This window comes from Microbacterium sp. CR_7 (genome assembly GCF_041954755.1).
Classification (GTDB): Bacteria; Actinomycetota; Actinomycetes; order Actinomycetales; family Microbacteriaceae; genus Microbacterium.
Map to the genome: position 1 here is coordinate 97,258 of NZ_JAVAYF010000001.1, position 25,392 is coordinate 122,649.

Annotated in this window: 25 protein-coding genes; 12 read left to right on the forward strand and 13 right to left on the reverse strand. The window is 69.9% G+C overall.

Annotated elements, in window-relative coordinates; all coding sequences use genetic code 11:
* Nucleotides 1-9: 9 nt before the first annotated feature.
* Nucleotides 10-435, reverse strand: coding sequence for a hypothetical protein (locus RAC81_RS00405; RefSeq protein ID WP_375080462.1), 426 nt, complete (start codon nucleotides 433-435; stop codon nucleotides 10-12).
* Between the two features lie 74 nt (nucleotides 436-509).
* Here RAC81_RS00405 and RAC81_RS00410 point away from each other — a divergent pair, with 74 nt between their 5' ends.
* Nucleotides 510-716 (forward strand): DUF3499 family protein, encoded by a 207-nt coding sequence (locus RAC81_RS00410; protein WP_375080463.1) that lies wholly within the window; start codon nucleotides 510-512, stop codon nucleotides 714-716.
* 44 nt (nucleotides 717-760) lie between these two features.
* Here RAC81_RS00410 and RAC81_RS00415 read toward each other — a convergent pair whose 3' ends face one another.
* Nucleotides 761-1,570: an RDD family protein gene (locus RAC81_RS00415; RefSeq protein WP_375080464.1), complete on the reverse strand. Its 810-nt coding sequence runs from the start codon at nucleotides 1,568-1,570 to the stop codon at nucleotides 761-763.
* 16 nt (nucleotides 1,571-1,586) lie between these two features.
* Here RAC81_RS00415 and RAC81_RS00420 point away from each other — a divergent pair, with 16 nt between their 5' ends.
* Nucleotides 1,587-2,579 carry a stage II sporulation protein M gene (locus tag RAC81_RS00420; RefSeq protein WP_375080981.1) on the forward strand — a complete coding sequence of 331 codons (993 nt, stop codon included), beginning with the start codon at nucleotides 1,587-1,589 and terminating at the stop codon, nucleotides 2,577-2,579.
* Between the two features lie 28 nt (nucleotides 2,580-2,607).
* Here the strand turns inward: RAC81_RS00420 and RAC81_RS00425 are convergent, their stop codons facing one another.
* The 5 genes from RAC81_RS00425 to RAC81_RS00445 are packed head-to-tail and all read right to left on the reverse strand — an operon-like array spanning nucleotide 2,608 to nucleotide 8,166.
* Nucleotides 2,608-3,915, reverse strand: a complete 1,308-nt coding sequence (locus RAC81_RS00425; protein WP_375080465.1) for a DUF58 domain-containing protein — start codon at nucleotides 3,913-3,915, stop codon at nucleotides 2,608-2,610.
* Nucleotides 3,916-4,881 (reverse strand): AAA family ATPase, encoded by a 966-nt coding sequence (locus RAC81_RS00430; RefSeq protein ID WP_375080467.1) that lies wholly within the window; start codon nucleotides 4,879-4,881, stop codon nucleotides 3,916-3,918. It abuts the gene before it with no gap.
* A gap of 56 nt (nucleotides 4,882-4,937) precedes the next feature.
* Nucleotides 4,938-6,128 carry a DUF4350 domain-containing protein gene (locus RAC81_RS00435; RefSeq protein ID WP_375080468.1) on the reverse strand — a complete coding sequence of 397 codons (1,191 nt, stop codon included), beginning with the start codon at nucleotides 6,126-6,128 and terminating at the stop codon, nucleotides 4,938-4,940.
* A complete protein-coding gene (locus RAC81_RS00440) occupies nucleotides 6,125-6,763 on the reverse strand; it encodes a DUF4129 domain-containing protein (protein WP_375080469.1) in 639 nt (212 codons plus the stop codon). The genes RAC81_RS00435 and RAC81_RS00440 overlap by 4 nt, the downstream gene beginning before the upstream one ends.
* Nucleotides 6,760-8,166: a glycerophosphoryl diester phosphodiesterase membrane domain-containing protein gene (locus RAC81_RS00445; protein WP_375080471.1), complete on the reverse strand. Its 1,407-nt coding sequence runs from the start codon at nucleotides 8,164-8,166 to the stop codon at nucleotides 6,760-6,762. The genes RAC81_RS00440 and RAC81_RS00445 overlap by 4 nt, the downstream gene beginning before the upstream one ends.
* 95 nt (nucleotides 8,167-8,261) lie before the next feature.
* Between RAC81_RS00445 and mtrA the strand changes: the two genes are divergently transcribed.
* The 5 genes from mtrA to hpf all read left to right on the forward strand — a co-directional run bounded on the left by mtrA (nucleotide 8,262) and on the right by hpf (nucleotide 13,900).
* On the forward strand, nucleotides 8,262-8,942 hold the full coding sequence (mtrA, locus tag RAC81_RS00450; protein ID WP_375080472.1) for an MtrAB system response regulator MtrA: 681 nt from the start codon (nucleotides 8,262-8,264) through the stop codon (nucleotides 8,940-8,942).
* Nucleotides 8,943-8,947: 5 nt separating this feature from the next.
* Nucleotides 8,948-10,618, forward strand: a complete 1,671-nt coding sequence (mtrB, locus tag RAC81_RS00455) for an MtrAB system histidine kinase MtrB (RefSeq protein WP_375080473.1) — start codon at nucleotides 8,948-8,950, stop codon at nucleotides 10,616-10,618.
* Nucleotides 10,615-12,333: an LpqB family beta-propeller domain-containing protein gene (locus RAC81_RS00460; RefSeq protein WP_375080474.1), complete on the forward strand. Its 1,719-nt coding sequence runs from the start codon at nucleotides 10,615-10,617 to the stop codon at nucleotides 12,331-12,333. The genes mtrB and RAC81_RS00460 overlap by 4 nt, the downstream gene beginning before the upstream one ends.
* A gap of 120 nt (nucleotides 12,334-12,453) precedes the next feature.
* The gene (locus RAC81_RS00465; protein ID WP_375080475.1) at nucleotides 12,454-13,149 is read left to right on the forward strand and encodes a ComF family protein; all 696 of its coding nucleotides are present in this window, start codon (nucleotides 12,454-12,456) and stop codon (nucleotides 13,147-13,149) included.
* Nucleotides 13,150-13,243: 94 nt separating this feature from the next.
* Nucleotides 13,244-13,900, forward strand: a complete 657-nt coding sequence (gene hpf, locus RAC81_RS00470; RefSeq protein WP_096714749.1) for a ribosome hibernation-promoting factor, HPF/YfiA family — start codon at nucleotides 13,244-13,246, stop codon at nucleotides 13,898-13,900.
* A 69-nt stretch (nucleotides 13,901-13,969) separates the two neighbouring features.
* Here hpf and RAC81_RS00475 read toward each other — a convergent pair whose 3' ends face one another.
* Nucleotides 13,970-15,304: a hypothetical protein gene (locus tag RAC81_RS00475; RefSeq protein ID WP_375080476.1), complete on the reverse strand. Its 1,335-nt coding sequence runs from the start codon at nucleotides 15,302-15,304 to the stop codon at nucleotides 13,970-13,972.
* 63 nt (nucleotides 15,305-15,367) lie between these two features.
* Nucleotides 15,368-15,970 carry a PadR family transcriptional regulator gene (locus tag RAC81_RS00480; RefSeq protein ID WP_375080477.1) on the reverse strand — a complete coding sequence of 201 codons (603 nt, stop codon included), beginning with the start codon at nucleotides 15,968-15,970 and terminating at the stop codon, nucleotides 15,368-15,370.
* 161 nt (nucleotides 15,971-16,131) lie between these two features.
* Here RAC81_RS00480 and secA point away from each other — a divergent pair, with 161 nt between their 5' ends.
* Together secA and RAC81_RS00490 are read left to right on the forward strand one after the other, a co-directional pair.
* The gene (secA, locus tag RAC81_RS00485) at nucleotides 16,132-18,942 is read left to right on the forward strand and encodes a preprotein translocase subunit SecA (RefSeq protein ID WP_375080478.1); all 2,811 of its coding nucleotides are present in this window, start codon (nucleotides 16,132-16,134) and stop codon (nucleotides 18,940-18,942) included.
* A gap of 78 nt (nucleotides 18,943-19,020) precedes the next feature.
* Nucleotides 19,021-20,247 carry a pyridoxal phosphate-dependent aminotransferase gene (locus tag RAC81_RS00490; protein WP_375080479.1) on the forward strand — a complete coding sequence of 409 codons (1,227 nt, stop codon included), beginning with the start codon at nucleotides 19,021-19,023 and terminating at the stop codon, nucleotides 20,245-20,247.
* Here the strand turns inward: RAC81_RS00490 and RAC81_RS00495 are convergent.
* Together RAC81_RS00495 and RAC81_RS00500 are read right to left on the reverse strand one after the other, a co-directional pair.
* Nucleotides 20,171-21,412 carry a CpaE family protein gene (locus tag RAC81_RS00495; RefSeq protein ID WP_375080480.1) on the reverse strand — a complete coding sequence of 414 codons (1,242 nt, stop codon included), beginning with the start codon at nucleotides 21,410-21,412 and terminating at the stop codon, nucleotides 20,171-20,173. The two genes, RAC81_RS00490 and RAC81_RS00495, sit on opposite strands and share 77 nt — an antisense overlap.
* Nucleotides 21,409-22,029, reverse strand: a complete 621-nt coding sequence (locus tag RAC81_RS00500; protein WP_375080481.1) for an SAF domain-containing protein — start codon at nucleotides 22,027-22,029, stop codon at nucleotides 21,409-21,411. The genes RAC81_RS00495 and RAC81_RS00500 overlap by 4 nt, the downstream gene beginning before the upstream one ends.
* 98 nt (nucleotides 22,030-22,127) lie before the next feature.
* Here RAC81_RS00500 and RAC81_RS00505 point away from each other — a divergent pair, with 98 nt between their 5' ends.
* Nucleotides 22,128-22,406, forward strand: coding sequence for a helix-turn-helix domain-containing protein (locus RAC81_RS00505; RefSeq protein WP_375080482.1), 279 nt, complete (start codon nucleotides 22,128-22,130; stop codon nucleotides 22,404-22,406).
* Here the strand turns inward: RAC81_RS00505 and RAC81_RS00510 are convergent.
* Nucleotides 22,394-23,005, reverse strand: coding sequence for a hypothetical protein (locus tag RAC81_RS00510; protein WP_375080483.1), 612 nt, complete (start codon nucleotides 23,003-23,005; stop codon nucleotides 22,394-22,396). The two genes, RAC81_RS00505 and RAC81_RS00510, sit on opposite strands and share 13 nt — an antisense overlap.
* Nucleotides 23,006-23,131: 126 nt before the next feature.
* Here RAC81_RS00510 and RAC81_RS00515 point away from each other — a divergent pair, with 126 nt between their 5' ends.
* Both RAC81_RS00515 and RAC81_RS00520 read left to right on the forward strand, forming a co-directional pair.
* Nucleotides 23,132-23,518, forward strand: coding sequence for an Rv3235 family protein (locus RAC81_RS00515; RefSeq protein WP_375080484.1), 387 nt, complete (start codon nucleotides 23,132-23,134; stop codon nucleotides 23,516-23,518).
* Nucleotides 23,519-23,542: 24 nt separating this feature from the next.
* Nucleotides 23,543-25,027, forward strand: a complete 1,485-nt coding sequence (locus RAC81_RS00520; RefSeq protein WP_251585664.1) for a PAS domain-containing sensor histidine kinase — start codon at nucleotides 23,543-23,545, stop codon at nucleotides 25,025-25,027.
* Between the two features lie 69 nt (nucleotides 25,028-25,096).
* On the opposite strand, the gene RAC81_RS00525 is transcribed toward RAC81_RS00520, so the two are convergent.
* Entirely contained in the window at nucleotides 25,097-25,345 is a 249-nt protein-coding gene (locus tag RAC81_RS00525; RefSeq protein ID WP_017203224.1) for a WhiB family transcriptional regulator, read from the reverse strand.
* Nucleotides 25,346-25,392: the final 47 nt, after the last annotated feature.

A 25,392-nucleotide genomic window follows, 5' to 3' on the forward strand; every position in this document is an offset into this window, starting at 1 on the left:
GCAGCCCCGTCAGTGGTCGTGACCGCCGAGGTCCCAGGGTTCGCGTCCGACGTACTCGGCCGCGGCACGGAACACCGCACTCTCGATCGCCATGCGCCGGTGCGCGTTGTCGTCGTGCCCCGGGGGCAGCAGCCGCTCGATGGGGAGGCGGAACAGTACGATCCGGCGGTTCTCGCGGTCGAGGTACCAGCGGGGGACCTCCTCGGCGCTCTCGAACGTCGGCATCGCCCCGATCTCGAACCGCACGTCCTGGAGTTCGGGCCAGGTGCCGCGGAGGAACTCCACGGCGGTGCCGACAGTCAGGTCGAAACGGTCGATGCGGCCGTCGAGGGGAGCAAGCGGCGGGCGGACGACCTCGCTGCGACCGAGGCGACCGTGTCGACCGTGACGTGCGCCGCGCCGAGGGGAGGCGGACATGCGGGACCTGCGGGGCATAGCGAAAGTCTAGGGCGAACGGAGTGCGGCGCGGCGTCGAGGCCCCGCCGTTCCGCGGACGTAGTCTGGCGGTGATGGACGGAAGACTCTGCTCGAAGGTCGGCTGCGCGCGTGAGGCCGTGGCGACGCTCACCTACGATTACCGCGACCAGATGGCCGCTCTCGGTCCGCTCGGCATCGCGAACCATCCTCACGTCCACGACCTCTGCGCCCCACACGCCGACCGTCTCTCGGTCCCTGCCGGATGGCTCGTGGTGCGGCACGAGGCTCTGCGCGCCTAGACCCGGAATCGCCGAGACCTCGAAGCGACGAAACGCCGACGCGCCTAGACCCCGACGCGACGCCCCGTCAGACGCTCGGCCCTGCGGTCGGCGTTCTCCAGCGCCCGCCGCTCGCGCTCGCGGCGAAGCACGGTGACGCCGATGAGCACCTCCTCGGGTGAGACCGGGGGGAGCGGTGAGATGAACGGCGACGCCTCGACGAGCAGGTCGTGCGCCACTCGCGTCCGTGCTGCGGGCACCATGCGGGGTGCGCTCTGCAGGAACTGCGAGATGCGGCGGGCGAGGCGGTCCGGCAGTCGCGCGACGTCGGCGATCTGCGCCCACCCCACCAGCGACGGCGGCAGCACGGGGACGGACGGGACCAGTTTGGGCGTGCGCACGCGCTGGCTGTACGTCCCGGCGACCATGTCGCCCAGGCGCTGCGATCGCGCGCTGAAGGCGCCGGCGAGCACGGCGACGCTGCCGAGGGCCATGTAGATCTCGAGGACGCCCAGCAGGGCGCGGATGAACGCGTGCCGGAAGCCCGGGGCGCCGCCGTCGATCCGTACGATGCGGCCGCCGACGGCGAGCTTCCCGAGGCTCCGCCCCTTCAGCGCCATCTCCATCGTGATCGGCAGCACGACGAAGCTCACGACGAGCGCGCTCACGGTCGCGATGCGGTCCGTCGCCTCGTCGAGGACCCCGGCGTCGAGCAGCCAGATGCGCAGGAAGATCCACAGCAGGAAGACGCCGAGGCCGACCAGCATGTCGATGATGGCGCCGGCGGCACGCAGCACGAAGCCGATCGGCTGCACGTCGATCGCGACGGCCTCGCCCGAGAGCACCTCGTCGGACGTATCGAGCGGCGCGGACATGAGTACAGTAAATCAGGTGGATGCCGATGCGCTGACCGATGCACGCCGCGCCGAGTGGGAGCGGCTCGACCGGTTGAGCCGTGAGCGCTTGGACGGAGCGGGCGTCGACGAGCTGATCGTGCGCTATCGTGCGGCATCCGCCGATCTCGCCGAGCTGAAGACCTCGGTGGGGGAGTCGCCGCAGGGGTCCTACCTCTCCACGATCCTCGTGCGGGCCCGGCTGCGTCTGACCGGAGCCTCCGACAGCATCCTCACCCAGATCGCCCGCTTCTTCTCGCTGCAGCTGCCCGCCGCCCTCTACCGCCTTCGGTGGACCACGCTCGTGATCGCCGTGTCGTTCATCGCCGTCGCGGTCGGCACCGCCGTCTGGATCTCCTCCGATCCCGCGCTCATCGCCACGCTCGGCCCTCCCGACATGCTGGCGCAGTACGCCGACGAGAGCTTCACCGGCTACTACACCGAGAACCCCGCCGCGGTCTTCATGGGGATGGTGTGGACGAACAACGCGTGGATCGCGCTGCAGTGCGTGCTGTTCGGGATCACCGGCATCTGGCCCGTGAACGCCCTGGTCCAGAACGCCATGGGCCTCGGGATCTCGGGCGCCGTCATGGCCGCACACGGGCGCGCGGACGTCATGGTGCTGTACATCCTTCCGCACGGTCTGCTCGAGATGACCTGCATCTTCGTCGCCGCAGCCGGGGGTCTCCACCTGTTCTGGTCGTGGGTCGCGCCGGGGAACCGATCGCGCGGCGAGTCGCTCGCCGCCGAGGGCCGCTCCCTCGCCACCGTTGCGATCGGACTGGTCTTCGCCCTGTTCCTCGCGGGCCTCGTCGAGGGATTCGTCACGGGCTGGGCGCTCCCGTGGCCGGTCAAGATCGGCATCGGAGTCGCCGCCCTCGCGGTGTTCCTCATCTACATGCTCGTGATCGGCCGACGTGCGTACGTGCGCGGCGAGACCGGTGACCTCGTCGAGTACGAGGCGGGCACCCCGCGCCTCGTCGCGGGCTGACCGAGCCCTCGACGTCGCTGGTCCGGCCTCAGAGCCGGCCGGCGGCCTTGAGTTCGAGGTAGCGGTCGGCGATGCGCGGCGGCAGCGATTCCGGGTCGGCGGCGATCGCCTCGCCTCCCGCTCGGCGGATCGCGTCGGCGACGTTCTCGGCCTCCCTCATCGTCTGCTCGGCGGCGGCGGCGACGTAGATCTCCTCGCGGCTCCCGCGCTGTCTGGCGAGGTCGGCGATACCGTCGTCGGTCACGGAGCCGACCAGGATCGATGTGGCACGCGTCGCATCGGGGAAGGCGCCGAGGAAGCCCCGGGCGGATTCCGCGGCATCCTGCGCGGTCAGCACGACGATCAGAGACGGACGCGTCGTGAGGGTGCGCACCGCGGCGAAAGCGCTCGGCCAGTCGGTGTCGACGAGACGCGCGTGTACAGGAGCCATCGCGTCAGTGAGCGCGGGGAGAAGGGCCGCGCCCTCCACTCCGGTGACGCGGGCCCTCGCCACGCGGTCGTACATCAGCAGGTGCACGTGGTCGCCGGCTCGCGCGGCCAGAGCGGCGAGCAGCAGCGTGGCTTCCAGGGATGCGTCGACGCGGGTGCCGTCGCCGACGCGTGCTGCCGCGGTGCGCCCGGTGTCGATGATGATGACGACGTGCCGGTCGCGCTCCGGACGCCAGGTGCGCAGCATCGTGGTGCCCGCGCGAGCGGTGGCGCGCCAGTCGATCGAGCGCACGTCGTCGCCGCGGACGTACTCGCGAAGCGAGTCGAACTCGGTGCCCTGACCGCGCACCTGGATGCTGGTGTTGCCGTCGAGCTCGCGCAGACGCGCCAGACGTGACGGCAGGTGCTTGCGGGAGGAGAAGGCCGGAAGCACGCGGATCGCGCCGCGCACGCGGTGGCGCGCCTGTCGACCGGCGAGGCCCAGCGGCCCGCGTGAGCGCACCATGACGAACTCGCTCACGAGCTCGCCCCGCCTGCGGGGGAGGAGCGGGATCTCGACGCGGCGGCGCTCGCCGGACGGGATCTCGAGGCGCTGCCTGGCGCCGTCCGCGCCCGCGGTGGGCTGCCAGGCGTCGCGGATCAGCGCGTGCAGCGTGCGGGTGCCGGTGTTCTGCAGCGCCACGCTCACCGGCACGAGCTCGCCGATGCGCGTGCGATTCGGCACCCGGCGGGTCACGATGACCGAACGGGGGCTCGGGGCGAGCACGACGTCGAGAGCCGTGAGCAGCACGCACAGCCCGATCCAGATGCCGAGGGCGGCGTACGCGGGGTACCCGGCGAGGCCGGTGAGGACGACGGGCACGACGCCCAGACCCACCGCGAGAGCGAGACGACCGGTGACGAACACCTAGATCGGCACCCTGGTCTGCTGCAGGACCGAGGTGAGCACCGCGTCTGCGGACACGCCCTCCATCTGCGCGTCGGGTCGCAGCTGCAGGCGGTGGCGCCACACCGGAACGAGCATGGTCTGGATGTGGTCGGGCGTCACGGCCGACGATGCGTTGAGCCAGGCCCACGCCTTCGCCGCGGCCAGCAGACCGGTGGATGCTCGAGGGCTCGCTCCGAGCTCGACCGACGGCGACTGGCGGGTGGCCCTCGCGAGGTCGACGACATACCCGAGCACGTCGTCCGTCACGTCGACACGAGCTGCGGCGTCCTGGGCCGCGCGGATCACCGCGGCGTCCACCACGGCCTCCACGCCGGTGAGCTCGCGCGGCGAGAAGCCGGACGCGTGCTTGCGCAGCACCGAGACCTCGGCGTCGCGCTCCGGCATCCCCACGACCAGCTTCATGAGGAACCGGTCGAGCTGAGCCTCGGGCAGCGAGTACGTCCCCTCGTGCTCGATCGGGTTCTGGGTCGCGGCCACGAGGAAGGGGTCGGGCAGCGGCCTGCTCGTGCCGTCCGCCGAGACCTGACGCTCCTCCATCGCCTCGAGCAGCGCGGCCTGGGTCTTCGGCGGCGTGCGGTTGATCTCGTCCGCGAGAAGGATGTTCGTGAAGACCGGCCCCGCGCGGAAGTCGAACTCCCCGGTGCGCGCGTCGTACACGAGCGAGCCGGTGACGTCGCCGGGCATGAGGTCGGGGGTGAACTGCACCCGCTTGGTGTCGAGACCGAGTGAGCGGGCGAACGACCGCACGACCAGGGTCTTCGCGACGCCCGGCACACCCTCCAAGAGCACGTGTCCGCGCGCGAGGAGGGCGACCAGGAGACCGGTCACGGTCCCGGCCTGGCCGACGACGGCCTTGTCGACCTCCGTCCTGACGCGATGCATCGCCTGACGCAGGTCCGCGTCGGTGGGGTTCTCAGGGGTCACGCTGGGGCCTCGGCTTCCGGTCGGATTCGGTGTGGTCGGGGGCGGGGAGAAGTCGTTCACTCGGGTCTCCGCATCTCGCGGAGGGTGTCGTCGACGGCTCCCTCGAGCTCGCTCAGGCGGCGGGCCAGATCGACGAGCCCGGCGTCATCCGTCGGGAGCGGGCCACCGAGGAGACTCTGCAGCGAGCCGCGGGGGATGCGGAGCCGGTCGGATGCGGCGTCGGCCACCTCGTCGGCGCTCGCCTGCACGGCGAGTCCCAGCCGGCGGGCGAGCCGCCGTCGACTCCCGTCGCGGATCGCCTCGGCGGCGTGGGCGGCGTCGCCGGCCTTGGCGGTGAGCCGTGCGCGTCCCAGCATCGTCTCCGAGGCCCGGACCGTGACGGGCAGCGTCTCGGCGACGAGCGGGCCGAAGCGCTGCCCGCGCCACAGGCCTGCGGCGAGGGCGGCGAGCATCAGCATCAGGATCGCCGGGGTCACCCACCCCGGAGTGAGCGATCCGAGGGTGTCCGGCTCGGCCGCCTCGATGTCGGTGTCGGCGAAGCTGGGCACGTACCAGACGACCTTGTCGCTCTGCCCCAGCAGTGCGAGCCCGAGGGCCGCGTTGCCGTTCTCGGCGAGGTACGCGTTGCTGAACAGCCGCGCTCCCTCGACCACGGTCCGCATCTGACCGTCGACCTCTCCGACGAGCACCGCGGCGGCATCCTCGGTGCCGAAGCAGCCCTGCACCCCGGGGGCCGGGGCGAAGACGCGGTCGGGGCGGATGGTGCCCACGCGCGCGAACTCGGCCGCGTCGCAGTCGGCCTCGACCTCGGTCGAGTCGGCGGTCGCGTTGTCGCCCAGACCGAGGAAGGCGATGAGGTGGGTGCTGGCGGAGAGGAAGACGACGCGGTCGGCCGGCTCGATGAGGTCGGCGACTCCCTCGTCGGTGAGCGTGTACGGATTCGCCATCGCGAGGGTGGAATCGGAATCGAGCGCGGCACGCACTTCGGAGCGCGAGCGCACCACCTCGATCTCGACACCCTGATCGCGCAGCAGCTCGGCGAGCGCTCGCGTACCGGAATCGCCGACGCCCTCCGGGTCGAGTCCGCCGCGGCCGCCCGGCATCTGGGTGGCCACCTGCGTCGCGACGAAGACGCCGAGGAGCACCAGAGCCGCGACGACGACCCACCCGATCACGGCCTTCAGGCGTCGTCGCGGATCCGGTCGGTCCGCCGTCGACGTCGGCTGCTGTTCGGTCGCCGTCGTCATGCCGTCGCCAGCTCGGGTCGGAGCGCGATCAGCCGGTCGTCCGTCGCCGCGAGCTCGGCATAGCTCTCCGCAGTCGCCGGATGCCGCAGGTAGCGGACGTCGTCGAACGACGTCGCCGCTCGGCGGACGGCGTCGGCCTCGGCGGTGAAGACCCGTGAGACCTCACGGGCGATCGCCTGCGCTGTCGCGCCGGGCGAGGGGTCGATGAGATCCCGCTCCAGGAGACCGCGTGCCAGGGCTCGGAAGCGCAGGACGGTCGCCGTGTCCCAATCGCCGGATCGGGCGGCGCGCTCGGCATCCGCTCGGAGCTGGGATGCCGAGCGATCGTCCTCGGCGCCGAGGAGGCCTGTGATCGGACGCCGCACGGCGCGTCCGCGGCGCGGCCTGCCCCAGATGATGAGCGCGGCCACCAGAGCGGCGAACACGACGACGCAGACGACGATCAGCGCGGTGGGCCCGATGTTCTGCCCGTTGTCCGAGCTGAAGAGATCCGCGAGGAAGCGTCCGATGTCTCGCGACACCAGGTCGAACCACGTCGGCTTGGCGTCGGCGTACCGTGGGTCGGCGAGCTCTTCCTCCGCCCAGCGCCTGGCGTCGTCGCCGTCCGGGGCGAACACGTCGAGGAGAGCGATCATGCGGGTCCGTGCGGCCCCGAGCCGGGGGCAGCCCAGGTCGAGCTGTCGTCGGTCTGCGGCGCCGCGGGCGGAGGGGATGCTGCGGGCGGAGCCGGAGGTGCAGGGGGTGCGGGAGGAGCGCCGAAGGCTGGCGGCGCGGGGAACTCCTGTCCGGCATAGGGCGGAGCGGGGTAGGTCGGCTGAGGTGCCGCAGCAGCGGGCTGTGCGGGGTAGGGCTGTGCGGGGTAGGGCTGTGCAGGGTAGGGCTGCGCAGCATAGGGCTGTGCGGGATACGCGGCCGCCGGGTACTGCGCGTTCATCGCCCACTCCGGCACCTGCTTGGGCGGCGGAGCGCTCGTCACCGCGCGTCCGGGGTCGACGACGAACGGGTCGCTGAGCTGTTCGTCGGTCCAGCCGAGGTCACGGCGCTCGACATGACTGATCAGCGCCTGATCGAGACCCTCGTACCGCATGCGGCAGTCGAGGTACACGAGCGTGCCCGCAGTGCTCTGCACCACGAGGGTGATCGCCTGCAGCACGAGAAGGAGGATCTGCGGGGCGAGGAGGGCGAAGACGAAGCCCAGGATCGCCGATGGGTCGGTCGAGCCCGTCGGTGCGATCACCGTCCCGAGCATCGAGCTGAGCAGCGCAACGGGGATGTTCACCACCTGCATCGCGAGGCCCATGATCGCGCCGATGAGGAAGGTGACTCCCCAGGCGACCCAGAACCGCCCGCGCGTCAGACGCCAGGAGCGCATGAGTGCATCCCGGAACTTCGCGCGCTCGAGCACCAGGATCGACGGCACGAGCAGCAGCTTGGTGGTGAGCCAGACCACGAGCGGGATGGTGGCGAGCACGAGCAGGATCAGCAGCACGACCAGTCCGCCGATCGCCTCCATCGATCCGCCGAGCCCGCCGGCGATGAACCCGGCGATGATGAGGAAGGCGATCACGATGATGCCGAAGACGAACGCCACGGAGAGCGAGGCGAACGCCGCGAGCCGACAGAACGCCGGGAGCATCTTCTTCCACAGCGCACCGAGGGAGGCCTTGACGCCGATGGCGGCGTTGCCGATCTCGGCGGCCACCACACCCTGCATGAGGGCCGTGAAGGCGATCGACGCTAACCCGACCGCGATGCCGGCGACGAGGTTCATGCCGATCGTGCCGGCGAGCACCGCCTCGAAGTCCGGTGAAGAGGGAGAGAGCGACTCGAGCCGTGCGAAGGTGGTCGCGAAGACGAACCCCATGACCACCGCGCTGAGCACGACGACGATCAGCTGGATCACGACGCCGAAACCGAAGAGCACTTTCGGGTTGTGGCGCAGCGCCGAGAACGATCGGCCGAGCAGCATCCCGAACGTGAGCGGATGCAGGGGGATGATGCCCCGCTTGGGGGCTGGGGTCCACGTCTGGCCGGTCACCGGCACTCCCTCCGTCGTGCGCTCCCATCGTGTCATAACACACGTCGCGCGCGCAGACGCGGAGTCGTGGGACTGAGTGCCATAAGGTAACAGTTATGACCTCACGCATCCTTGTGGTCGACGACGACACCGCGCTCGCCGAGATGATCGGCATCGTGCTGCGCACGGAGGGCTTCGAGCCGGTGTTCTGCGCCGACGGCGCCAAGGCTGTCGAGGAATGGCGCACACAGCGCCCGGATCTGGTGCTGCTAGACCTGATGCTGCCCGGCATGGACGGCATCGAGATCTGCACCCGCATCCGCGCGGAATCCGGCGTGCCGATCATCATGCTCACCGCGCGCAGCGACACGGCCGATGTCGTGCGTGGACTCGAGGTGGGCGCAGACGACTACATCGTCAAGCCCTTCAACCCGAAGGAGCTCGTCGCCCGCATCCGTACCCGACTGCGTCCGGCCCCATCGACCGTGGGCGAGCAGCTGCGGGTGGGAGATCTCACGGTCGATGTCGACGCCCACGAGGTGCGCCGCGGAGATTCCCCGATCGCTCTGACACCGCTCGAGTTCCAGCTGCTCGTCGCCCTCGCCTCCAAGCCGCAGCAGGTCTTCTCCCGCGAGATGCTCCTGGAGCAGGTCTGGGGGTACCACTACAAGGCCGACACACGGCTCGTGAACGTGCACGTGCAGCGGCTGCGGGCCAAGGTCGAGCTCGATCCGGACAACCCGAAGATCGTGATGACGGTGCGCGGTGTCGGCTACCGTGCCGGGAGTGCGGGCTAGGACCCGTGGCTGCGACGACAGCGACCACCACCGCGGTCGCCGTCCTCCGCGACTGGCGAGGGTGGCCCGACGTGCTCGCCGCCCTGTGGCGACGCTCGCTGCGGTTCCGGACGCTGGCGATCACGCTGCTCCTCACCTCGACCGCGATCCTCATCACCTGCGTGACGATGGCCCTCGTCATCCAGAACGATCTCTTCGAGTCCCGCAAGAACCAGGCTCTCGAGGATGCCCGGCGTTCGATCGACCAGGCGCAGGCGACGCTCGACTCGGCCGCGCTCGGAGACAATCCGGCTGCCCTGCAGGAGCTGTGGGACAGCGTGCAGGAGGATCTCGGTCGCAACTCTACGGCCGAGGGACTCGCAGGCTTCCGCGTGAACGACGACGTCGCCGGACCGCTCAACGGCTTCACCGCCGGTCTCAGCGCGAACTTCATCAGCCCCGCCCTGCGCAACCGTGTCATCGAGTTCGACGACTGGCAGTCCTGGCAGTCGGCGGCGATCGATCTCGGCGGACGCACTGTGCCGGGTGTGATCGTCGGGCAGCAGCTGCAGGTGCCGGAAGCCGGCCCCTTCGCCATCTACTTCGCGTATGACTTCGCCGATGCGGACAGCACCCTCACCTTCGTGCAGCGCACGCTGTGGATCGCCGGGATCGGTCTGGTGGCCATCGTCGCGGTCATCTCCTCGATCGTGCTGCGACTGGTGTCGACGCCTATCGTCGAGGCCGCCGAGACGAGCGCGCGTCTCGCGTCCGGTGATCTCGGAGTGCGGATCGACGTGCACGGCGAGGATGAGATCGCGACGCTCGGTCGATCGTTCAACGCGATGGCCGACAGCATCGAAGCGCAGATCAAGGAGCTCGGAGAGCTGTCGCTCGTGCAGCAGCGGTTCGTGTCCGATGTGTCGCACGAGCTGCGGACGCCTCTCACCACGATCCGCCTCGCCGCCGACATGCTCAACGACCAGCGCGAGGAGTTCGACCCGACCACGGCGCGGACCACGGAGCTCCTGCACACGCAGGTGCAGCGCTTCGAGACCCTCCTGTCGGACCTCCTCGAGATCAGTCGGTACGACGCCGGCTCCGTGCAGCTCGAGCTCGAGGCCACGAGCCTCGCCCATCTCGCCGAGGACATCATCGAGCAGATGCAGCCGCTCGCGGACGGTCGTGGCAGCGAGCTGCGGCTCGTCGCGCCCGGCGGGTACTCGCCCGTCGACATGGATCCGCGCCGCGTGCGCCGCGTGCTGCGCAACCTCATCGGCAACGCGATCGAGCACGGCGAGGGACGCCCGATCATCGTCACCGTCGACAGCAACCAGCATGCGGTGGCCGCCGGCGTGCGCGACTTCGGACTCGGGATGGATCCCGCGGATGCCGAGCGCGTCTTCGACCGCTTCTGGCGCGCCGACCCGTCGCGGCAGCGGACGATCGGCGGCACCGGACTCGGACTCTCGATCGCCCTCGGCGACGCCACGCTGCACGGCGGGACCCTCGCCGTCTGGTCGGAGCTCGGCGTCGGTACGAACTTCGTCCTGACCATACCGCGGGGTGAGGTGCTCGACGGTCCGTCTCCGATCCCCGTCGAACCCCAGCCGCTTGCCGGTATGGGGGACGCGACGCAGCCCATCCATCTCGCCGACCTTCCCGCCGAGCTGTTCGACCGAGGGAGCCTCGAATGAGATCGGCTCGTCGACGGAACCTCCTGGCCCTCGCTGTCACCGCCACGGTCCTCGCTCTTGCGGCGTGCACCGGCCTGCCCACGACCGGCGATGTCCAGCCGGGACTCGCGCTCGGTACCTCTCCCGAGGACCCCGACTTCCTGCCGCTCGCGTCCGGGCCGGTCGAGGGCGCCGGGCCAGCCGAGATCGTCGAGGGTTTCGTGGAGGCGGCGATCACGCCGGCCGACAACTGGGCGACGGCTCGGAGCTTCATGACGCCGGAGATGGCGTCGGAGTGGCTGCCGACCACCGGAGTGTCGATCGACGTCAGCGCCGCGACGCGCTCGTTCATCTCGACCGTCGAGGACGACGGGGAAGTGGACGAGGGCGACACGGCCGATGTCCGCGTGACGTTCGATCAGCTGGCGAGCGTCGACGGCACCGGTGCGTACTCCGAGGCGTTCGGAGCCTCCACCTCGTCGTTCGTCGTCGTGCGGATCGACGGGCAGTGGCGCATCTCCGAGGCGCCGGACGGCGTCGTCCTCGACGAGTCCCGCTTCTCCCGCGTCTACGACGACTACGCGCTGCAGTTCTTCGACCAGACCTGGGAGCGCCTCGTTCCCGACGTGCGGTGGTTCCCGCGACGTGCCACGATCGCGACGACCATCGCGCAGGCGCTGATCGGCGGCGCACCGAGCCCGTGGCTCGATCCGGCTGTGCAGAACGCGTTCCCCGCGGGCGTGCAGCTCGCGCGCGACGCCGTGCCGATCGACTCCGAACAGGTCGCCGACGTCGCGCTGAACGGCGCGGCCTCCGGCCTGGACCAGGTCACCCTCGCCCGCATGCGCACGCAGCTGCAGGAGACGTTCCTCGCGGCGGGGGTGCAGGTGAGTCAGGTGCGATTCAGCATCGACGGACGCACTCTCGACGCCGGTGTCGTCAAACTCGCCGAGGACCCGCCCGACGGGGGGAGCCTCGTTCTCAAGGACGGCGCGTTCGGCAACCTGGTCGGCGGAGAGGTGACGCCGCTGCCCGGGGTCTCGGACGAGATCCTCGCCATCACGCAGCCCATTACTGCGGTCGACGTCGCGCTCGATGGGTCGCACGCCGCCGTCCAGCTGGGCGACGGACACATCTACATCGCGGGCAACGGGAACTTCGACGAACTCGATCAACGTCCGTCCCTCATCCGTCCGTCGATGGATCCGTTCGACTACACGTGGTCCGTCCCCGCCACTGCGCCATCCGCTCTGCAGGCCATCAGCGTCGACGTCGCGCAGAATCCGATCGCCGACGCGTGGCCCGGGGCGTCCGAGGTCTCGGCGATCCGCGTCTCGGCGGACGGGGCTCGCATCGCGGCCGTGATCGTCGTCGGCGGAGAGCGCTGGATCGTCGTCTCCGCGATCGTCCGAGACGAGAACGGCGTTCCCACGGCGCTCGGGCCGACCGAGGAGATCACGCAGCTGCAGGGCTCGGCATCCGGCCTGGTGTGGCTCGGCCCGGACCGGCTCGCCGTGCTCGCGGACACCGACGACCGGATCGTCTTGACGCAGATCGTCGGTGGAACGGGAACCGTCGAATCGGCGCCGGCGGGAGCGGCCACGATCGCGGGATCGCGTTCTGCATCGGGCCTGAGGATCCTGAGCTCCGACGGCGCGGTCTTCGCCCGCAGCGGGTCGGCCTGGAGCCAGGCGACGACGGGAGTGCAGCTGCTCGCGACTCGAGCAGGCCACTGAGCGCGGACGACTCTCCTGCCACCTCTGCACAGAGGTGGCAGGACAGGAACGGTCCACAGGCTTCGACCGTTTGCGGAGTCCGGTGCGATGACGAGACGCAGGCTGCGTCATGATCGGCGGATGACCGATCCCACCGTCTCCCCGACCGGCATCCGCGCCCTCGGACGGGAGGCGCTCGCCTTTCTCCTGGCCGCGACGTGCCCCGGCTGCGACGAGCCGGGCACGCTCCTGTGCGACCCGTGCAGGGGTCGGCTCCAGGCTTCGCCTGTGGATGTGCGCACGCCGCAGGGACGCGTGGTGCGTGCGGCGCTCACCTACGAGGGGGTCGCCGCTCGCTGCATCCGACGGATGAAGGACGACGGTGAGACCCTGCTCGCACGTCCGCTGGGCACGGCGCTCGCCGTCGTTCTGCCGTCCGTCGCAGGATCGGCTGTTTCGATGGTGCCGGTTCCCACCTCCGGAGCAGCCTTCCGGCGTCGTGGCTACCGCGTGCCAGAGCTGCTGATCCGACGCGCGGGTGTGCGCCCGCTGCGGGCACTGTCCGCCGCGCACGCTCGGCGCGATCAGCGCGGGCTCGACGTCTCCGCGCGTGCCCGGAACGCGGAGGGGAGCGTGCGCGCTCGCTTCCAGGGCGCGGGAGCCCGCGTCATCCTGGTCGACGATGTCGTCACCACCGGCGCGACCATCGACGAGGCGTCTCTCGTGCTCGACCGGGCAGGATTCGAGGTGGTGGCTGCGGTCACTCTGGCGGCCACACCTCTTCACGGGAGGCACAGCGCATTCACATCGGATCCATCGACGACACGGCGGAACTGACCCGTGACATCCGCTCCCGACCGGACTACGGTGGGGGGTCACAAGGCGACCACGGTCCGCCCTTGGCCGGGTGGACCGGGACAAGGAGGCAGCAATGGAAACGAGCATCGTCGGCGTCGGAGTGGGTATCACCGATCGCTTCCGAACCGTTGTCGAGGAGAAGATCGCCAAGATCCAGACGTTCGCAGCGCGAGCGCAACGGCTGGACGTGAAGGTCACGCATCGCGTGTATCGCAATGGACGCGTTCCCGATGAGACCGTCGAGCTGACGCTGATCGGCAAAGGACCCGTCGTCCGTGCCGAAGCCACCGACGGTGACAAGTTCGTCGCGTTCGACCTCGCTGTCGACAAGATGGCGGAGCAGCTGCGTCGAGCGAAGGAGAAGCGGGTAGACGGCCGCCAGCACCCGCGCGGCCCTCATTTCGAGAAGGAGAGCGGCGCGCTCGAAGGGATCGACGTGCAGCCCGCCTCGGCTGACGTGCTCCGAGCGGTGGCGACAGGCAGCATCCCTGTGCAGAACGACGAGGACGAGGTCTACTCGCCGGTCGTGATCCGCACCAAGAGCTTCGATCCCGAGTGGATGACCGTCGAGGAGGCGGTCGACCGGATGGAGCTCGTCGGCCACGACTTCTTCCTCTTTGTCGACGCCCGCACCGACCACCCCAGCGTCGTCTATCGCCGCAAGGGCTGGGACTACGGCGTGATCGCGCTCGAGACGTCTGCACCGCCCGCGGAGGCCCTCGCCTCGTAGACCGGGAACACGCGAAGACGGCCCGCTCCGGAAGGAGCGGGCCGTCTTCGCGTGCGCGGGTGCGCGCGATCAGTCGAACATGCCGTCGAGCAGGCCGCCGATCACGAGCCCGCCGAGGATGCCGGACGCGATGTCTCCTCCGCCGCCGCCACGGCGACCGCCGCCCCAGCCGCCACCGCCGCCCCAGCCGTTGCCGCCCCACTGATCCTGCGGGCGGGAGGAGTCGATGTCGCGCTGCGCGAGCTGAAGCGCCTCGGAGGCGAGGTGCGCCACCCGACGCGCCCCGGCGAGAGCCTGCTCTCTCGTCTCCTCCGCTGGCAGCAGGTCGGAGAGGTCGACGCGCAGACGCTCGGCCTCGGCGAGGCGGGTGCGGGCGTCGGCGCCGATCCAGCCGCGATGCCCTGCGATGAGGCCGCGGGCCACGCCGAGCTGACGGTCGGCGTCGTCGATCGCGTGCTGCACCTGCTGGATGCTGGGGAGCGGGTGCTCCGCGCGGTGGCGGGCGGTGGCGATCGCGTCGTCGAGCGCGGTGTTCGCCGCCCGCAGCTGCGACAGCTCCGCGAAGGGGTCCCCGGGGGAGCCGGCGGGGGAGAGGGCGCTGAGCGCTTTCTGGAGGTCGCTCACAGCGGCGGCGACGGCCGGGACCTGCGGAGCGGTACGCGCGGCGATCAGGTCGGAGCGGGAGTCGGCGACGACCTCGGCGAGAGTCGACTCGGCGCGGAGCGCCTCGATCTCGAAGTCCTCCACGGCGTCGAGCAGAGCCGAAGCGCGGCGGGTCGCCTCCGTCGCGGTCTCCAGGGCGAGGTTCGCCTCCTCGTTCTGCTTCGCCGCTCGGCGCCGCTCCGAGACGTCGGCGCCGTGCGTGGCGAACGCGATGAGCTGCTCCGCCTCGGCGGCACTCGCGGTGATCTGGTGCATCGCCGATTCGGAGTACCGGCTCGAGAGCCGGGCGACGGTCGCGTTCGTCTGCGGGATGCGCTCGCTCAGCGCTGCGGCATCCGCTCGCACCTGTGCGATGATCTCGGGAGCCCGCCGCACCTTCGCGACCGACTCCGCGAGATCTCCCGTCTTCTCGTCGAGCAGGTCCTGCGCCCAGTCGCACAGCTGCACGATGCGGGCATTGCGCGTGCGCAGCTCCTCCGGCGTATCCGGGATCTCGTCGTGGTTCAGCTGGTGCAGCTGGAACGCCTCGCGCAGATGCGTGCGCACCGCCGCGAGGGCCGTGCGGAGGTCGCTCGTGAGCGAATCGCCGAGCTCGGCCTCGGCGAACACCAGCTCGTCCGAGGTCGTGCGGATGCGCTCGTCGGCCGCGACGAGAGCCTGCTCGGCACGACGTGCCAGATCGGCATCCTGTGCGGCGAGTTCTTCCTGTTCGCGCTTGCGTCTGCCCCATATTCCAGCCATGACTCAGATCCTAGTTTCCCGGGCATCTCGGGTGGCTGTGCATCCGCTCCAGGCGAACGGCGATCAGACGAGGGCCTCCCTCTCGACACGCCCAGGGCGGCCGCGTTTGGGGCGATCGACGTCGAGCGCGAGTGCCAGCGCGTGCTGAGGATGCTCGGCCAGACGCGCGCCGGCGTGCTCGAGCCATCGCGACTCAGCCTCTGCGGCGAAGATCATCGAGTCCAGTACGAGCGAGTGCGCGAGGTCCTCGGGGCCGTGGTCGTCGCGGATCGAGCGGATACGGCGCAGCTCCGCCAGACGTGCCTCGACCGCCGCGTGCTCGGCCTGGATCACAGAGGCGGCGTCGGCGCCGGGAAGCGTCGCCGCGAGTGCGACCTTGATCGCGAGCTCGTCGCGCGGGGCGACGGGCCGTTCGACCGGACCGGCGAGCCAGAGAGCGACCTCGGCGGCGCCGGCCGGCGTGATCTCCCAGTAGACGTGGCCCTGCGCGTCGGCTTCGTCTCGGCTGACGAGACCGTCGCGCTCGAGACGTTCGAGTGTGTTGTAGATCTGTCCGACGTTGAGCGGCCACACGGCACCGGTGCGACGCGCGAACTCATGGCGCAGCTGATAGCCGTAGCACGGCCCCTGCGCGAGGATCGCGAGCAGGCTCTGACGCACGGACATGGGACCTCCTGGGCTCGCGACCAATATACATACCCGGAAACCCGCCGCAACCGCACCTCGCAGGCGACGTGCAGGTCACGGGCCGGTAACATGACAACGTATGCCTTGTGCGCGCCCGATGTGCGGTGCCGCGAGGACCCATCGACAGGGAGATGACATCTGTGGCCAATCCTCTTGAGAAGCTGCTGCGCGCCGGCGAGGGGCGGGTCATCCGCCGCCTGAACCAGGTGGTGAAAGCCGTGAACGCGCTGGAAGAGGACATCTCCAAGCTCACCGACGACGAGCTGCGCAACGAGACGACCGAGCTCCGCGCTCGCTACGAGAAGGGCGAGACGCTCGACCAGCTCATGCCTGAGGCGTTCGCGGCGGTGCGAGAGGCCGCCAGGCGGACCCTCGGCATGCGCGCCTACGACGTCCAGATCATGGGCGGCGCCGCCCTCCACCTCGGCAACATCGCCGAGATGAAGACCGGTGAGGGAAAGACCCTTGTCGCCACCTTCCCGGCCTACCTCAACGCCATCGCGGGCAAGGGCGTGCACGTCATCACCGTCAACGACTTCCTCGCGAGCTACCAGGCGGAGCTCATGGGCCGCGTCTACCGCGCGCTCGGGATGAGCACGGGCATCATCGTCTCCGGCCAGACCCCCGCCGTGCGGCGTGAGCAGTACGCGTGCGACATCACCTACGGCACGAACAACGAGTTCGGTTTCGACTACCTTCGCGACAACATGGCGTGGCGCAAGGAGGACCTGGTCCAGCGCGACCACTTCTTCGCGATCGTCGACGAGGTCGACTCGATCCTCATCGACGAGGCGAGGACGCCGCTCATCATCTCCGGTCCGTCGTCCGGCGAGGCCAACCGCTGGTTCGCCGAGTTCGCGAAGATCGCACGCACGCTCGAGGCGGGGGAGGACTACGAGGTCGACGAGAAGAAGCGCACGGTCGGCGTGCTCGAGCCCGGCATCGAGAAGGTCGAGGACTACCTCGGCATCGACAACCTGTACGAGTCGGCGAACACTCCGCTGATCTCGTTCCTCAACAACTCGATCAAGGCGCTGGCCCTGTTCAAGAAGGACACCGACTACGTCGTGATGAACGACGAGGTCATGATCGTCGACGAGCACACCGGTCGAATCCTCGTCGGTCGTCGCTACAACGAGGGCATCCACCAGGCCATCGAGGCCAAGGAGGGCGTGCCGGTCAAGGCTGAGAACCAGACCCTCGCGACGGTCACGCTGCAGAACTACTTCCGCCTGTACGACAAGCTCGCGGGCATGACGGGCACGGCCGAGACCGAGGCAGCCGAGTTCATGTCGACGTATAAGCTCGGCGTCATCCCGATCCCGACGAACAAGCCGATGATCCGCAAGGACCAGTCGGACCTCGTCTACAAGAACGAGACGGCCAAGTTCGCGCAGGTCGTGGAGGACATCGCCGAGCGGCACGCGCAGGGGCAGCCCGTGCTCGTGGGAACCGTGAGCGTCGAGAAGAGCGAGTACCTGTCGCGGCTGCTCGCGAAGAAGGGCGTCAAGCACGAGGTGCTGAACGCGAAGAACCACGCTCGCGAGGCCGAGATCGTCGCGCGCGCGGGTCGCCTCGGGGCCGTCACGGTCGCCACCAACATGGCCGGCCGTGGAACCGACATCATGCTCGGCGGCAACGCCGAGTTCCTCGCGGTGCAGGAGCTCAAGAGCAAGGGCCTCGATCCCGTCGAGACGCCCGAGGAGTACGAGGTCGCGTGGGACGAGACCTACGAGGCGATGAAGGCCGTCGTCGCGGAGGAGGCCGAGAAGGTCATCGAGGCGGGCGGGCTCTATGTGCTCGGCACCGAGCGGCACGAGTCGCGGCGCATCGACAACCAGCTCCGAGGCCGCTCCGGTCGTCAGGGAGACCCCGGTGAGAGCCGCTTCTACCTCAGCCTCACGGACGACCTCATGCGTCTCTTCCAGTCGGGCGCAGCCGAGGCCATCCTCTCGCGCACGAACTTCCCCGACGACGTGCCGATCGAGTCGGGACTCGTGTCGCGGGCCATCCGCAGCGCGCAGTCGCAGGTCGAGGCGCGCAACGCCGAGATGCGCAAGAACGTCCTCAAATACGACGATGTCCTCAACCGCCAGCGCGAGGCCATCTACGCCGACCGCCGTCACATCCTCCAGGGCGACGACATCGCCGACCGCGTCCAGCACTTCATCGAGGATGCGATCAGCGGCGTCGTCCGCGACCACACCGGCGAGGGTCACAACGAGAGCTGGGATTTCGACGCTCTCTGGACCGAGCTCAAGACGCTCTACCCGGTCAGCGTGACCATCGACGAGGTCGTGTCGGAGGCGGCCGGACGCAAGGGCGGCATCACCGCAGACGGGCTCACCCGCGAGCTGCTGTCGGATGCGAAGATCGCCTACGAGGCGCGCGAGGAGTCCCTCGGCGAGGCCGCGACCCGCGAGCTCGAGCGTCGCGTGGTGCTGCAGGTGCTGGACCGCCGCTGGCGCGACCACCTGTACGAGATGGACTACCTCAAGGACGGCATCGGCCTGCGCGCCATGGCGCAGCGCGACCCGCTGATCGAGTACCAGCGCGAGGGCTACGCCATGTTCCAGTCGATGATGGGGCAGATCAAGGAGGAGTCGGTCGGCTACCTCTACAACCTCGAGGTCGAGGTGCGCCGGGCGGGCGACTCCGAGACCGCCGAGGTCGAGGCCAAGGGCCTCGCGGACGGGGCTGCCGAGCAGCGCCTCGAGTACTCCGCTGCGAACGACGCCGGAGAGGTCGAGGTGCGCAACGACCGAGGACAGGTGCAGCAGGCCGCCACCGATCGTCTGCGTCAGGCCGCGGCCCGGGCGCAGGCTCCGCAGCAGGAGACCCCGGCGCAGGAGGCACCGCGCGGCGCTTTCGGTCAGCGGACGGATGCCGCGGCCGCACAGCCCGCGGGCAACCGCGAGGAGCGGCGCGCGCAGGCCAAGAAGAAGAAGTAGCGCCCGGTCGAGATCGCCGTCGAGAGGAGGGCCAGTCCGTGAGGATTGGCCCTCCTCTCGTCGCTGTAGGCTTGGCCGATGACACCAACGCGCCACTTCGACCAGTCGTCGAAGCTCAAGAACGTCCTGTACGAGATCCGTGGGAACACGCTCGTCGAGGCGGCGCGGCTCGAAGCGGAGGGCCACCGGATCCTCAAGCTCAACACGGGCAACCCTGCGATCTTCGGCTTCGAAGCACCGCATCAGATCGTCCACGACATGCTCGCGGCGCTTCCCACGGCGCACGGCTACAGCGACAGTAAAGGGATCGTGTCCGCACGCCGCGCGGTCGTGAGCCGGTACGAGGAGATCGACGGTTTCCCGCGGTTCGATCCGGAGGACGTGTTCCTCGGCAACGGAGTGTCCGAGCTCATCACGATGACGATGCAGGCCCTCCTCGACGAGGGCGACGAAGTGCTGATCCCGGCGCCCGACTACCCGCTCTGGACGGCGATGACGAGCCTCGCCGGCGGCACGCCGGTGCACTACCTGTGCGACGAGAACGACGGGTGGCAGCCCGACCTCGAGGACATCCGCTCGAAGATCACGCCGCGCACCAAGGCGATGGTGATCATCAACCCGAACAACCCCACCGGCGTCGTCTACTCGCGCGAGATCCTCGAGGGAATGGCGCAGATCGCGCGCGAGAACGAGCTGCTGCTGCTCTCCGACGAGATCTACGACCGCATCCTCTTCGACGACGCGGTGCACATCCCGACCGCGACGGTCGCGCCCGATCTGCTGTGCCTGACGTTCAACGGGCTCTCCAAGACGTACCGGGTCGCCGGGTACCGTTCCGGATGGCTGGTCATCACCGGCCCGCAGGCGCACGCCAAGGGGTTCCTCGAAGGCATCAACCTGCTCGCGTCCACGCGGCTGTGCCCCAACGTGCCCGCCCAGCACGCCCTGCAGGCCGCGCTCAGCGGAGTGCAGTCGATCGATGCGCTGATCGCGCCGACGGGTCGCCTGCACGAGCAGCGCGACATCTCCTGGCAGGGACTCGAAGCCATCCCCGGAGTGTCATGCGTCAAGCCGCAGGGGGCGCTGTACGCGTTCCCCCGCCTCGATCCGAACGTGCACGAGATCCGCGACGACGCGAAGCTCGTCTACGACCTGCTCGTGGCCGAGCACATCCTGCTCGTGCAGGGGACGGGCTTCAACTGGTCCACCCCCGACCACCTGCGCATCGTCACGCTCCCGGAGCCGCGCGTCCTCGCAGAGGCCGTCGAGCGGCTCGGGAACTTCCTCGCGAGCTATCGTCAGTAGGCGGTCCTGCGAGGGGTAGGACCTCCGCGGCCAGGCGTCTGACCGCCGCGGCGAGGGCCGAACGCGGGGCGACGTCGGCGATCGGACGTGCGTGCAGGAGAGCGGTGTCCGCCGCCCGCTGGTCGAAAGGGAGGAACGTGACCTCCGTGATGCCGGCGAAGCGGTCGAGCGTCGTGCGGATCTGCCCGCGGGCATCGATCCCGAGCGGTCCGGGGCGCACTCCGTTGACGACGACATGGATCCTCGCCCTCGTCGCCAGTCGCCTCAGCTCCGCGTGATCGCGCACGAATCGGCTCATGCCGAGCGGGTCGCCCGCGGCGACCGCGACGACCACATCGGCGACGTCGAGCGCTGCGACCGTGGCGGCGTGACGTCGGGGACCCGTGACGTCGAAGGTCGCTTCGTCATCGGCATCGAAGGCCCCTGACACGTCGACCACGCTCTCCTCCGCCCAGACCCGACTCGCCACGAGCGCCGAATGCAGACGACTCGATGTCAGTTCCGCCCACCGCCCGGGCCGACTGATGCCGGCGAGCACGTCGACGGCGCCGCCGCTCGCCGGCAGAGAGGTCGCCAGCCGCGCGAGCTCCGCATCGTCGAGCGCGCCCGCCTCGGCCCGGCGACACGCCGCTGCGATTCCCGGCGACTCGTCTCCGAGGCCGAGCAGGAGCGCGATGGACGGCGCCACCGTGTCCGCATCGATGAGGGTCGTCCTTCGTCCACGGCGGACCATCTCGACGGCCAGTTCGATGGCGATGGTCGTGCGACCCGGCGCCCCCTGCGGACCCCAGACGACCGTGAGTCGATGCGACGTCGCGGCGACTCCGGAGGGCGACGCTACCGACGGCGCGTCGGTCTCGAGAGCGGCGACGACCTCCCAGCCGCTCGCCGTGCTCGGGAGCGCCGCCGCCAGACCGTAGCGGCCCAGGACGCGACCGTCACGGCCGCCGACAGGAAGAATGCGTACTCCGGCCCGATCGCACGTCGCCACGAATCCCGGCGTGAGTACTTCGCGCGCCGCCGGGACGAGCACCGCGCGGCAGCCCGCGGGCAAGGGCAGGGGAGCGTCGGATGCGGCGACGACGGCCGCGACACCCTCGAGCTTCAGTTCGGCGACGAGTTCCGACGCGCGGGGTTCGGGGATCGCGACGACGACGGACATCATCGGGCGGCGCCGATCGGGACGATCGACAGGCCGGCCCCGCGCGCGATGGCCGCGAGGACGGCGGCCACCTCTGAACGGTCGACCACGAGCTCGACGCCCGCCTCGTCTGACGCGAGCACGCTCTGCTCCTCGACGATCGACGCGACGGTCGCCGCGCCGACCAGGATGCTCGGCGCTTCCGCCTCGACGTCCTCCTCCGCCTCGAAGGACTGCCACAGCTCGACCGTGCTGCCCACCGATACCTCGCCGGGCACCGCGGTGCCCGTCCGGATCACGATCGTGGTCGTACGCCTGCTGTCGGCATCCGCGAGGGCCGACGCGGGGACGAGCTCGTCGGCGGTGAGGGTACGGGATGCCACAGAGCCGCCGCCCAGATCCTCCGGCGCGAGGTAGCGATCGCCGAGGGTGCCCAGGTTCACCTCGACCACCTGGAAGTCACCGGATCCGACCGCTTCGCCCTCGACGATCGTGCGCGTCGCTTGAAGGACCGGCCTCGTCGCACCTGCGGAGGAGACCACCATCCAGACACCGCCGATCGATGCGGCGATCATGCCGAGGCCGACGAGGAAGCGGAGGTCGCCCCAGAACGCGCGACGGGGTCGTGAAGGTGATCTCATGCGGGCCATGCTCACAGATCCGTCGGAAGCCGATGAGGAGTTATCCACAGCGACATGGTGTTCGCGGAGCACGCGCGGGGGCGGTGGAGAATGGGGGCATGCCCGACTCGACTTCTGCTTCCGCGCGCTTCCTCGCGCCGGCGCAGGTGGCCGAGCTGCTCTCGATCGAGGTGGACGAGGTGATAGAGCTCGTCTATCAGGGGCGCCTGCGCGGGTCGCGTCTCGGATCTCCGGCGCGCTGGCGCGTCGAGGAGTCGAGTCTGGCCGAGTATCTCGCCGAGCAGTCCGAGGAAGCGCGTCGCATGGCGCTGTGGCGGCAGGCGAACGAGGCGAGCTTCCCCGAGGTATGGGGCATCTCTCGTGCTCACGGCACGTGATCGCCGACGATCTGCACCGAATCCAGCGCCGCGAAGGGAACGACGCGGAACTCGCGCACGGCGGCGATGGTCCGGGCGGTGCCCGAGTCATGCAGAGCGAGATCCATGTGGTCCGCGCTCGCACGATCGATCGTGCCCTGCAGCTCGGAGCCGTCTGAGCGGAAGACGCGGACAGCGATGCGTCGTCGCGCGAGGTCGCGCAGAACGAACCCGAGCGACATGCGCTCACGGAGTGCGGCGGCGCCGGCATCCGCACCGTCGAGACTCGCGAGGAGCAGGCCGTGATCGACGCCGAGCGAGCGGATCGAGGACAACGGGATGATCCTCGTGGTGGGGGACCGCCGTACGCCCTCGGCCTCGACCATCGCGGCGGCGATCCAGTCCGCGCCGAGAGCCTGCATCCGGACGCGCACGCGAGCTCCGGAGGCGACGTCGATCACCGTCGGCGCGCCGACCCCGCACAGGACTCGCAACCGATCCCTGAGGGTGAGGCGTGAGACGCGCAAGCGTTCCGACTCGGCATCCAGTGCGGCCCGCTCGCTCTCCCATTCCGAGGCGAGCTGACCCTCGAGGTCTTCGAACAGCCGATCCCAGTGCACTCGCACTACCGTAGGCGACCCCGCCGGCCCCGTAAGAGTTATCCACATTGTTCGAGCAGGCCCCCGAAAAGCGCTCCGTGCACGTGCTCTACTGACGGCAGTTTCCCGGATGGAGAGTGCTGTCAGATGTCGCTTCACGAGTACTTCGGCCCGCAGCCGACGCCCCGCGCCGAACTGCCCGATCCCCACCCGTTGCTGCGCAGCCTCACCCGCGGCGTGCTCGAGGTGCTCGCCGGAGTGAGGGAGGCGGATCAACTCGCGCGCTGGTTCAGCGAAGAGGCATACCGCAGCCTCGTGACCAGGGCGAACCTCTCGGCTCGCGCCCGCAGCGCACGCGGCGTGCCTCCGGCCCGTCCGACGTTCGAGATCCTCTCCATCCGCACATCCGAGCCTGTCGACGGCATCGTCGAGGCCGTCATCGTCGTCGCAGGACCGGGGCGCACCCGCGCCGTGGCCGCGCGTCTCGAAGGACTGGATCGGCGCTGGCGCACGACCTCTCTGGCCATCCTCTGAGCCGGTGCGCTCTAGGCTGGGAGAGTGTCAACCCTCAGTGATCTCGCCCATGCCCAGGGGCTTCTGACCGACAACGACGTGGAGTGGCTGCATCGCCTCGCCGGCGACGGGCAGTTGCTCGCGGACCTCGCCTCCGCCGACATCGTCGTCTGGGTGCAGACCGATGACGGCTCCTTCATCGCCGTCGCCCATGCACGCCCGAGCGGTGCCGCGACCCTGTTCTACCGAGACATCGTCGGGGAACGTGTGCGCCCGCAGTGGCGGACGCAGGTGCAGGGAGCGTTCGACTCCGCGGAGATCGTCGACTCCTCATCGCCGGACTGGTTCGAGGAGACGCCCACGCGCGTGCGCGCCGTGCCCATCGTCATCGAACGCAAGGATGCCGGACGCGCGGCATCCGTCATCGGCGTCGTCACGCGGCACACGAACCTCGGTGAGGCGCGGACGCCCTCTCGGCAGCAGATCACCTTCGACGAATGCGCCAACGACCTGTTCCGCATGATCGCCGACGGCAGCTTCCCCGACCTCGCTGCGCCCACATCGCCTCGTCGCGGTGCGCCACGGGCGTCGGACGGCCTCATCCGCATCGATGTCGACGGCATCACGACGTTCGCGAGTCCCAACGCCCTCTCGGCCTTCAATCGCATGGGCTTCGACGACGAGCTGGAGGGGGAGTCGCTGGCGGAGGTCACCACTCGCCTCGTCCCGCCCTCTCGACAGGTGGACGAGTCGCTGCCGGTCGTCGTCACCGGGCGGGCGCCGTGGCGCACCGACATCGAGGCGCGCGGGGTCACGGTGTCGCTGCGCGCCATCCCGCTCAAGGACCACGGCACCCGCATCGGTGCGATCGTGCTCTGCCGTGACGTCTCGGAACTCCGCCACCAGGAGCAGGAGCTCATCACGAAGGACGCCACGATCCGCGAGATCCACCACCGGGTCAAGAACAACCTGCAGACGGTCGCGTCCCTGCTGCGCATCCAAGCACGTCGCACACACTCGGACGAGGCGCGGGACGCGCTCACGCAGGCCATGCGCCGTGTCGATGCGATCGCCGTCGTGCACGACACGCTCGCGCAGGGCCTCACGCAGAAGGTCGACTTCGACGAGGTCTTCCATCGTGTGCTCAAGCTCGTCGCCGAGGTCGCATCAGCGCCCAACACCCGGGCGCGCACGCGGTCGACCGGCCGCTTCGGCGTGCTGCCGAGCGAGTACGCGACCCCGCTCGCCCTCGCGCTCACGGAGGTCGTCACCAACGCGGTCGAGCACGGCCTCGCGGGGCAGGAGGGCATCGTCGAGATCGATGCAGCCCGCACGGAGGAGAATCTGCGCGTCACGGTGCGCGACACCGGTCACGGCCTCCCGGAGGGACGCATCGGCCAGGGCCTGGGCACGCAGATCATCCGCACCCTGATCCAGGGTGAGCTGGGAGGCTCGATCGAGTGGCGCGGGAGCGAGGGGGAGGGGACGGAAGTCGTGATCGACATTCCCCTCCGGTGGCTCACCGCCTGACCTCGACCACGAGAACGGCCCGAGACGATGTCTCGGGCCGTTTCTCATCGCGCGGGGCGCGACGCGGGATCAGGAGGCGCGGCGGGCGCGAGCCGCGCGGCGCTTGAGGGCTCGGCGCTCGTCCTCGGAGAGGCCGCCCCAGACGCCGGAGTCCTGGCTGGTCTCGAGGGCGTACTGCAGGCAGATCTCGGTGACCGTGCAGGTGGCGCAGACGGTCTTCGCCTTCTCGATCTGGTCGACGGCCGGGCCGGTGTTGCCGACCGGGAAGAAAAGCTCGGGGTCGACAGTCAGGCAGGCGGCTTTGTCGCGCCAATCCATGGGGGCTCCTCGGTGTGGGACTTGTGAGACGTCGCAGCGCGACGACT